Source organism: Nocardiopsis lucentensis DSM 44048 (genome assembly GCF_000341125.1).
GTDB classification, from domain to species: domain Bacteria; phylum Actinomycetota; class Actinomycetes; order Streptosporangiales; family Streptosporangiaceae; genus Nocardiopsis; species Nocardiopsis lucentensis.
In genome coordinates, this window is record NZ_ANBC01000769.1 from 1 (window position 1) to 8,051 (window position 8,051).

Annotated in this window: 11 protein-coding genes; 3 read left to right on the plus strand and 8 right to left on the minus strand. The window is 70.4% G+C overall.

Annotation, left to right across the window (positions count from 1 at the left end; all coding sequences use genetic code 11):
• Together D471_RS0126610 and D471_RS0126615 are read right to left on the minus strand one after the other, a co-directional pair.
• Nucleotides 1-912, minus strand: a 912-nt coding sequence (locus tag D471_RS0126610; protein ID WP_161630122.1) for an ABC transporter transmembrane domain-containing protein, incomplete at its 3' end; no start/stop codon positions are given.
• Nucleotides 913-1,103: 191 nt separating this feature from the next.
• The gene (locus D471_RS0126615; RefSeq protein WP_017601432.1) at nt 1,104-1,802 is read right to left on the minus strand and encodes a sensor domain-containing protein; all 699 of its coding nucleotides are present in this window, start codon (nt 1,800-1,802) and stop codon (nt 1,104-1,106) included.
• 193 nt (nt 1,803-1,995) lie between these two features.
• Between D471_RS0126615 and D471_RS0126620 the strand changes: the two genes are divergently transcribed.
• Nucleotides 1,996-2,544 (plus strand): GNAT family N-acetyltransferase, encoded by a 549-nt coding sequence (locus tag D471_RS0126620; RefSeq protein ID WP_040691457.1) that lies wholly within the window; start codon nt 1,996-1,998, stop codon nt 2,542-2,544.
• Between the two features lie 128 nt (nt 2,545-2,672).
• Here the strand turns inward: D471_RS0126620 and D471_RS0126625 are convergent, their stop codons facing one another.
• Both D471_RS0126625 and D471_RS0126630 read right to left on the minus strand, forming a co-directional pair.
• Nucleotides 2,673-3,080 (minus strand): MarR family winged helix-turn-helix transcriptional regulator, encoded by a 408-nt coding sequence (locus tag D471_RS0126625; protein WP_017601434.1) that lies wholly within the window; start codon nt 3,078-3,080, stop codon nt 2,673-2,675.
• A 130-nt stretch (nt 3,081-3,210) separates the two neighbouring features.
• Nucleotides 3,211-4,008, minus strand: coding sequence for a class I SAM-dependent methyltransferase (locus D471_RS0126630; RefSeq protein ID WP_017601435.1), 798 nt, complete (start codon nt 4,006-4,008; stop codon nt 3,211-3,213).
• 219 nt (nt 4,009-4,227) lie between these two features.
• Between D471_RS0126630 and D471_RS0126635 the strand changes: the two genes are divergently transcribed.
• Nucleotides 4,228-5,211, plus strand: a complete 984-nt coding sequence (locus D471_RS0126635; protein WP_017601436.1) for an alpha/beta fold hydrolase — start codon at nt 4,228-4,230, stop codon at nt 5,209-5,211.
• 78 nt (nt 5,212-5,289) lie between these two features.
• Here D471_RS0126635 and D471_RS0126640 read toward each other — a convergent pair whose 3' ends face one another.
• The gene (locus tag D471_RS0126640; RefSeq protein ID WP_017601437.1) at nt 5,290-5,712 is read right to left on the minus strand and encodes an SgcJ/EcaC family oxidoreductase; all 423 of its coding nucleotides are present in this window, start codon (nt 5,710-5,712) and stop codon (nt 5,290-5,292) included.
• Nucleotides 5,713-5,746: 34 nt separating this feature from the next.
• Nucleotides 5,747-6,508, minus strand: a complete 762-nt coding sequence (locus D471_RS0126645) for an SDR family oxidoreductase (protein ID WP_017601438.1) — start codon at nt 6,506-6,508, stop codon at nt 5,747-5,749.
• Nucleotides 6,509-6,589: 81 nt separating this feature from the next.
• Between D471_RS0126645 and D471_RS0126650 the strand changes: the two genes are divergently transcribed.
• A complete protein-coding gene (locus D471_RS0126650) occupies nt 6,590-7,063 on the plus strand; it encodes an RrF2 family transcriptional regulator (protein WP_026128103.1) in 474 nt (157 codons plus the stop codon).
• A 46-nt stretch (nt 7,064-7,109) separates the two neighbouring features.
• Here the strand turns inward: D471_RS0126650 and D471_RS0126655 are convergent, their stop codons facing one another.
• Together D471_RS0126655 and D471_RS42680 are read right to left on the minus strand one after the other, a co-directional pair.
• Nucleotides 7,110-7,706, minus strand: coding sequence for an HD domain-containing protein (locus tag D471_RS0126655; protein WP_026128104.1), 597 nt, complete (start codon nt 7,704-7,706; stop codon nt 7,110-7,112).
• Nucleotides 7,707-7,983: 277 nt separating this feature from the next.
• Nucleotides 7,984-8,051 (minus strand): (2Fe-2S)-binding protein (locus D471_RS42680; protein ID WP_152486458.1); only part of this gene is annotated, 68 nt, incomplete at its 5' end.

Genomic DNA, 8,051 nt, shown 5'->3' on the forward strand with positions numbered 1-8,051 from the left:
GGACACGACCGTGCCCGCGTCCAGTTGTCCGCGCAGGGCGTAGAGGCCGCCCAGTCCGTAGACCACGGCCAGGGCGAGGGCGGAGACCAGGGTGAGGGCGGTGAAGAAGACCTCCTGGACCATGGCGGTGCGCACGCCGATGTCGCGGACGCGGCGGGCGCGGCGGGCGAACTCGGCGGATTCCTCGTCGGGGCGGCCGAAGAGTTTGATGAGGGTGGCGCCGGGGGCGGAGAAGCGTTCGGTCATCTGGGTGCTCATGGCCGCGTTGTGCAGGGTGCGTTCGCGTTCGATGCGGGCCAGGCGGGCGCCCATGCGGCGGGCGGGCAGGACGAACACCGGGAGCAGGAGGAGGGCGATCAGGGTGATCTGCCAGGACAGGCTGACCATGACCACCAGCGCCAGGGCGAGGGTGACGAGGTTGCTGATGACGCCGGAAAGGACGTCGCTGAAGGCGCGTTGGGCGCCGATGACGTCGTTGTTGAGGCGGCTGACCAGGGCTCCGGTGCGGGTGCGGGTGAAGAAGGCGACGGGCATGCGTTGGACGTGGTCGTAGACGGTGGTGCGCAGGTCGAGGATGAGCCCCTCTCCGATGCGGGCCGACAGCCAGCGCACGACCAGTCCCAGGGCCGCCTCGGCGACGGCGATGGCGGCGATGGCGGTGGCCAGGAGGAGGACGGGGCGTAGTGGGGAGCCCTCGACGATGGCGTCGACCACGCGTCCGGCCAGGAGCGGGGAGGCGACGGCGAGGGCGGCGGTGGCCACGCTCAGGGTGAGGAACCAGGTGAGGTGGCGGGTGTGGGGGCGGGCGAAGGAGGCGATGCGCCGTAGGACCGGTAGGGAGAAGGGGTGCTGGTCCTCTCGGGCGTGCGTGGCGTGATAAATGGAGTTCCACGCGGCCATTTCCATGCTCATGGGTTCGTGGGGCGCGGGCCCCGGCCTCCTCACGGTGCGGTGTGGGTCGTGACCGGGGCGGGCGGGTGGTCCGCCGTGCGCGGGCCGGTCACCACCGACCGTAGAACCTGAACCATTGTTTAGGTCAAGGGGTCGGGTGAGGCAGGGGGATCGGCGCTTCGGCGGTGGCCGCCAGAGCGCGGGTTCGGGGCTCAGGCGTGGGTGGGGACCCGGTGCCGGGCCTGGTCGTGCTCGTCGGCGCGGCCGGAGGGCTGGGTGTGCACCCGCACGGCGTCGTCGGAGGGGGTCAACAGCAGTGCCCGACCCACGGTGGCCTGGACGCCGGCGCTGACGCGCGCCACGACCGGCACGGTGAGGGTGAACAGCGCGCCCGCGACCATGTGGATCAGGGTCGTGGCCAGCACGGGGGAGTCCGGCAGGAGGTAGGCGCCAACGCCGGTGTAGCCGGGGATGTGGTGGAGCGCCCAGCCCCACAGGGGGTACAGCAGCCCGCCCACACCCGCCGCCCACCAGGTCAGGGTCAGGGCGAAGGTGACCAGCGACAGCGGGAGAACCACCAGCGCGTGGAGGGCGTCCAGCCAGCTCTGCTGACAGGCCAGGGGGGTCAGAGCGCGGCGTAGGGGGCCCGCCTCGGGCCGGGCTGGACGATAGGCGCGCCGGACCACGGGACCGCCCAGCAGGTCGGCCAGGCGGATGCGTTCGACGTGGGCCGCGCCGCGGGCGGTGTGGAGGGCCGCGACCAGGACGAACAGTCCCACGACGGCTACGGCGGAGCCGACTCCGGCGGCAAGTCCGGTCAGGACCAGGGCGAAGGCCGGGATGGTCAGTACCGGTCCCAGCAGTACGTAGCGGGTGTCGGCGGCGATCCGGGTGAAGGGGTCGGTGTTCATGGAAGCGAACCTACGCTCGCGACCGGGACCGGGTCAGGGCCGTAGGGGTGAGGGCTCGGGGTGGTACTGGCCCCACCACGCCTTGGCGCCGGGGGCGTCGGTGCGAGCCCCGGTTTCGGTGCCCGATACTGGAGGCGCGAGATTCGGAGCCACGGAGGCCTGTGTGACCACCACTGAGACCAACGACGCGACGATGCACGGCGAGCCGGAGCTGCGTTACCGAGCGGCCGTGCCCGGTGACGTCCCCGCACTGGTGGAGCTGGTCAACTCCTGCTACCGGGGTGACGCCTCACGGCGGGGGTGGACGACCGAGGCGGACCTGCTTGACGGCCAGCGCGTGGACGAGGACAGCGTGGGCGATCTGCTCTCCCGCACGAACACGCTCGTCCTGGTGGCCGAGTCCGACGGGGAGCTGATGGCCTGCTGCGAGCTTCGGAGGGGGACCGGCGGCGCCTACTTCGGGATGTTCTCCGTGCGGCCCACGGCCCAGGGCTCGGGACTGGGCCGTCGCGTGCTCGCGGAGGCCGAGCGCACCGCCGTGCGGACGTGGGGGTGCCGCCTGATGCGGATGAAGGTGATCAAGCAGCGCTCCGACCTGATCGCCTGGTATGAGCGGCGCGGATACACCAACACGGGCCGGGTCACCCCCTTCCCCTACGGTGACGAGTCGTTCGGGCTGCCCAAGCGCCCCGACCTGGCCTTCGTCGAACTCACCCGCGAGCTGCCCGCCGACCTGGTCTGAACCCGGCGCGTGCCCGTGGTTCTCGTTCCGGCACCGCGCGGGAGCGGTGGTCGTCGTGGCGCGGGCCCCGGCCACGGGGGAACGCTGGTGGACACGGGTACCGGCCCTGGGGCGGATCCGGGTGGGGGTCAGCCGCGTTCGAGGTTGGCCGACATGCGTTCCAGCACGTCGACCGTGGCGCGGTACTCCTGGTCGCTGATGCCCTGGGCCAAGCGGCGGCGCGCGTCACTGACCTTCTCGAAGAGGGCCTTGTGCGCCGTTTCGCCCGCCGCGGTCAGGGACAGCGGCCGCTCCCCCTCCACCCATCCGCGTGCGCGCAGGTGGTCGACCACGGGCGCGACGGTGGGCTCGTCCTCCTCCAGGAAGGGGGCCAGGCGCCGGTCCAGGTCGGCGACCGTCACGGGGTCGCTGTGCAGGGAGGTGAGCACCTGCCAGTGGCGCCGTCCCAGGGACTCGGTGGACAGTACCCTGTCGAAGTCGTTCTCGATCAGCCGGTCCAGGTGCTTGAGCCAGTAGCCGATCGGTAGGTCGGACATGGGGGTCCTCCAGGCGTGGACGGCGGTGTCAGGACGACGGTATATCTCGCCCGCTCGTGCTGACCAGTGACGGCGTGCGGTGTCGCCGTCTTCCGGGCCCGTTCGTGCGTGGGCCCGGAAGACGGGGCGCTCAGGCACGACAGACCAGGGCGCCGCGCGGGATCACGAACACTCCGTCGGGGTCCTGGCTCCACCGGCTCCAACCCGCCGAGATGTCCTCCAGGTCCTGTCGGGTGGCGTACCCCTCGGCGACTGCCTGGCGGCCCATGTCGGACTCCAGGATCCTTGTGGCCCACATCTGCCCCCACCACTCGCGGCGTTCGGGGGAGGAGTGGCTCCAGGCCTCGGAGACGTAGGTGACGTCGGTGAACCCGGCCCGGTGCGCCCAGGCGACCATGTGGCGTCCGGCGTCGGGTTCGCCGCCGTTGGCGCGGGCGACGCGCTGGTACAGGGACATCCACGCGTCCAGTTCGGGCAGGCGGGGGTACCAGAACATCCCGGAGTAGTCGCTGTCGCACACGGCGACCACGCCTCCTGGGCGGGCGACCCTGCGCATCTCGGCCAGGGCGCGCACGGGGTCGCTGACGTGTTGCAGGACCTGGTGGGCGTGGACGATGTCGAAGGTGTCGTCGGGCAGTTTCAGGTCGTGGGCGTCGTGGACCTGGAAGTCGATGTCGTCCAGGCCAGCCTCCTGGGCGGTGGCCCGTGCCAGGTCGACGGCCTCGGCGGAGGAGTCCACGGCGGTGACGGGGCCGGGGGCGACGCGCTGGGCCAGGTCGACGGTGATGGTGCCGGGTCCGCAACCGACGTCCAGCAGGGAACGGCCGGGGGCCATCTCATCCAGTGCGTAGGCGGTGGAGTTGGCGGCGTTGCGCCAGCGGTAGGAGTCGGTGACCGAGCGGTGTTGGCCGTGGGTGTAGCGCGACATGGGCTCCCCTTTCTGAGGGGTGTCGTGGAGTGCCTGTGGTGGGGACCCTACACCTATGTCTCTCTCTTTGAGATTTGATTCTCATCATTTGAGACATGCGTGCCGGGTGGGGAGTTCGCACGTGCGCCGCACGCCCCTTCCCCTATGCTCCCCGTGAGGCCGCCACCGCCCCCAGCGGACCGATCCCGCGGCCCACCCGAACGCGGCGAGGAGCCAACGATGACCGTCAGGCACAGGGACGTCGAGGTCAACGGAGTCCGCTTGCACATCGCCGAACAGGGGGAGGGGCCGCTGGTCCTGCTCCTGCACGGTTTCCCCGAGAGCTGGTACTCCTGGCGCCACCAGTTCGCCCCGCTGGCCGAGGCCGGTTACCGTGTGGTCGCTCCCGACCAGCGCGGATACGCCCGCAGCGAGAAGCTCAAGTCCACCGACGCCTACACCCTGCCGCACCTCGTCGGCGACGTCACCGCGCTGATCCGCGAACTCGGGGCCTCCAGCGCCGTCCTGGTCGGCCATGACTGGGGGGCGCCCGTGGCCTGGGCGACCGCGCTGCTGCGCCCCGACCTGGTGCGTGGTGTGGCGGGACTCAGCGTTCCCCCGGCGCCCCCGGCCATGATGCCTCCGCCCTCGGTCACCCGGGACCTGTACGGCGAGGGCTTCTACCAGATCTACTTCCAGGAGCCCGGTACGGCCGACGCCGAGCTCGCCCAGGACCCGGCCGCGACGCTGCGCCGCATCCTGTTCAACGCGTCGGGGGACAACCCCCGGGTCGAACAGCCCGAGCCCTGGGTCATCCCCGAGGGCCAGACCCTCCTGGACACCATGCCCGAACCGGACGCCCTGCCCGACTGGCTGACCGAGGAGGACGTGGCCGCGTTCGCGGAGGACTACCAGGGCTCCGACGCGTTCACCGGACCGCTCGACTGGTACCGCAACATCGAACGCAACAACGAGCTCATGGCCGCCTTCCAGGGCCGCACGGTCGACGTGCCCGCGCTGTACGTGGTCGGTGACAAGGACATGGTCGTGTCCCTGAAGGGCGTGGACTTCCTACGCGAGAACCTGCACCTGGTCGCGCCGCGCGTGCACGCCAACATCACCCTGGCCGGGTGCGGGCACTGGACGCAGCAGGAACGTCCCGAGGAGGTCAACGCCGCGCTGCTGGACTTCCTCGCCCATGTGGAGGAGGACGGCGCGTCCTAGCTCCGGCCCTGGAGCGCGCCGCCGCCGGTTGGCCGCGTGAGCGCCCGTGGGCGGGCCGGTCGGGCCCGCCCACGGGGGTCAGCCGTGGACCTGTGTGTTCTGGCAGGCGGTCAAAAGCCAGCGGCCGTCTTCTTTGGACATCACGTACAGCGGTGTGCCCTCGGGCTGATCCCTTGCCGGAGCGCCGTCGCGGGTCAGGTAGCGCTGGCGGACCTTGACCGCGGCCACGTCCGGTCGGATGAACTGGACGTGGTCGACCTCGTAGACGGGGACGAGGTCTCCCATCGCCCCGGGCAGCACCTTGTGGGTGAAGTCGCTGATCTCCTCGCGCCCGAACAGTCGTCTGCCGTGGGCCGTGGTCCAGATCGCGTCCTGGCGGAACAGCGCGGCGAACGCGTCAGGGCGTTCGTCGCGCTGCGCGCGTTCCACCTCGGCGACGACCCGGCGGATGGCCTCGATCTCGGTCTCGTGGGTTCGGTCGGGGGTGTGCGGTGTGGTCATGGAGGGGAGTCTTCTACCTAAAGTTATGTTGAGGTCAATTGCTCTCCGCGGTCTTCGGCAGGTCCGCGAGCCAGTCGGCGAACGTGGTCGGCGCGATCCGGGCCCCCTCCCCCGGGAGTAGGACGTTCCCGGCCATCTCCGTGTCGAAGGCGCCCGACCACGTCGGCACCAGCGTGACCTGACGACCCTGCGCCTGGTGGGTGCGCCGGGCCATGTCGACCAGGTCCTGGGGCTCGGGTCCGGCCAGATCGGCGTGGTGTCCCCGCGGCTGACCGAGGGCGACCTGGGCCAGGACGTCGGCCACGTCGGCGGGGGCGACGGGCTGTACGAGCAGTGGGGCGATCTGGGCGACGCCGTCCCTCTCGGTCCAGCTGGCGACCATGGCGGCGAAGTCGTGGAACTGGGTGGCCGGGACGATCGTCCACGGCACCCGCCCCTCGGCGACCAGGCGCTCCTGCTCCCGCTTGGCGGCGTAGTGCGGGTTGCCCCCGACGCGGTGGATTCCCACGATCGAGAGCAGTACATGGTGGCGCACACCCGCGCGCTCCTCGGCGGCGAGCAGGTTGCGGGTCATGGCGCCCAGGTGGTCGACCGCCGTGGAGCGGTCGGCGGCCGTGGTGTTGGTGGCGTCGACGACGGCGTCGACCCCGGTGAGCGCCCGGTCGAGTCCATCCCCGGTGAGCAGGTCCACGCCCTGTGCGCGGCTGATGCCCACGACCTGGTGCCCCTCCCGTTCCAGGGCCCGGACGGTGAGGGACCCGATGTTGCCCGTGGCTCCGGCGACCGCGATCCGCATGGTGTTCACTCCTTGTGTCGGCTACTGCGCAGCTTATTGAGGATAAAAAAGTTCCGCAATATCTTTAATAGACTGGAGGGCATGAAGCTGCCTGTGAGTACCGAGTGGGTGTTGCACTGCGCCACGACCCTGGCCCAGCTCGAACCGGGGGCCACCGCGTCCGCGACACGACTGGCGGAGTACTACGACATCCCCGCGCCCTCTCTCGCCAAACAGCTCCAGGCTCTGGTCAGGGCGGGTGTGTTGGACGCGACCACGGGTCCGCGCGGCGGATTCCGGCTCGCCCGGCCCACCTGCGACATCACTCTCCTCCAGATCGTCGAGGCCGTCGACGGCCCCTCCTCGCCCTACGTGTGCCGCGAGATCCGCCAGCGGGGACGCGGGGCGCTGCCACCCGAGGACTGCCAGGACAGGTGTGTCCTCGCCCAGAAGATGGACGAGGCCCACCAGGTCTGGCGGGACAGCCTCGCCGGGGTCTCACTGGCCGAGGTCCTGGACAGCCTGCCGCCCACCGTGCCCGAGCGCACCCGGGCACGGCTGACCGCTCGGCGCTGACCCCGTCAGCGAGAGCCCCCGGCGTGTCGCCGCCCGAGCGCGGTGGTCAGACCAGTGGATCGCCGTAGGTTGCCATGATCGGGGCGAGATCGGGTTCGCCGAATCTTTCGACCATTTCTTTGAACCTCAACACCTTGTTCTCACCGAAACGTCGAAGTCGCTCTTCGTAGGAGGCACGCGAAACGAAGACCGGCGGATCCGTCTTGCTGTGGAACTTGTCCGCGAACATGACGAGCTCCTCCTCCGGGGATTGCGCCAGATAGTCGTCGACCGGAATGGGAAGCCCCTGGTTGAGAACGTCCGAACGGCTCACACCGACGCCTGTATGGCAGGAGCAGAAACGCTGAATTTCCTCGGGGAACCCTTCTTTGGCGAGGATGTCGCGGCCCAGTACTCCATGGCGGACATAGTTCGCGTGGTCGATCCTGCCGGAGTCGTCGTAGAGCGCGTACACACCGATGTCGTGGAGGAGGCTGCCGGCGCGCACGAGCTCGGCGTCCAGGCCCTCCGGGCAGCGTTCGAGCAACCGTTCGGCGATGTCGCGGACGATCCGGCAGTGCCGATGGACGAGTGCGAACGCCTCGGGTGTGGGGGCGTACTTCTCGTGCAGGTCACGGATCCGGGCGTCCGTCGGAATGCGCATGGCCACGACACTACCCCGCCCCGGCGTCGCCGTTACCACGCCCGAAGGCGGGGAGTCCATCGGTCGTCGCCGGCACCATATCAATGCGTGACTCGTCCCGGAAGACGAGCGGAACGCATTGGCCTCCGGGCGGAATCGGTCCTGACTCTTCGCGGCCGGATACCGGCGGTGTGCGCCTTGGGGACGGAAATCGACCACCACGTTCTTCGTGACGGGTGGCGCACGCGCAGAGTTGGAGCGCCCCGGGCACCGGACAATGGGGGAGTGCGCCCCGCGGTCAGGGGCGCAGGGCGCAGTCGCCGCACATCCCGTATCCGGGCAGCCGGTAGTACAAGCAGCACGTGG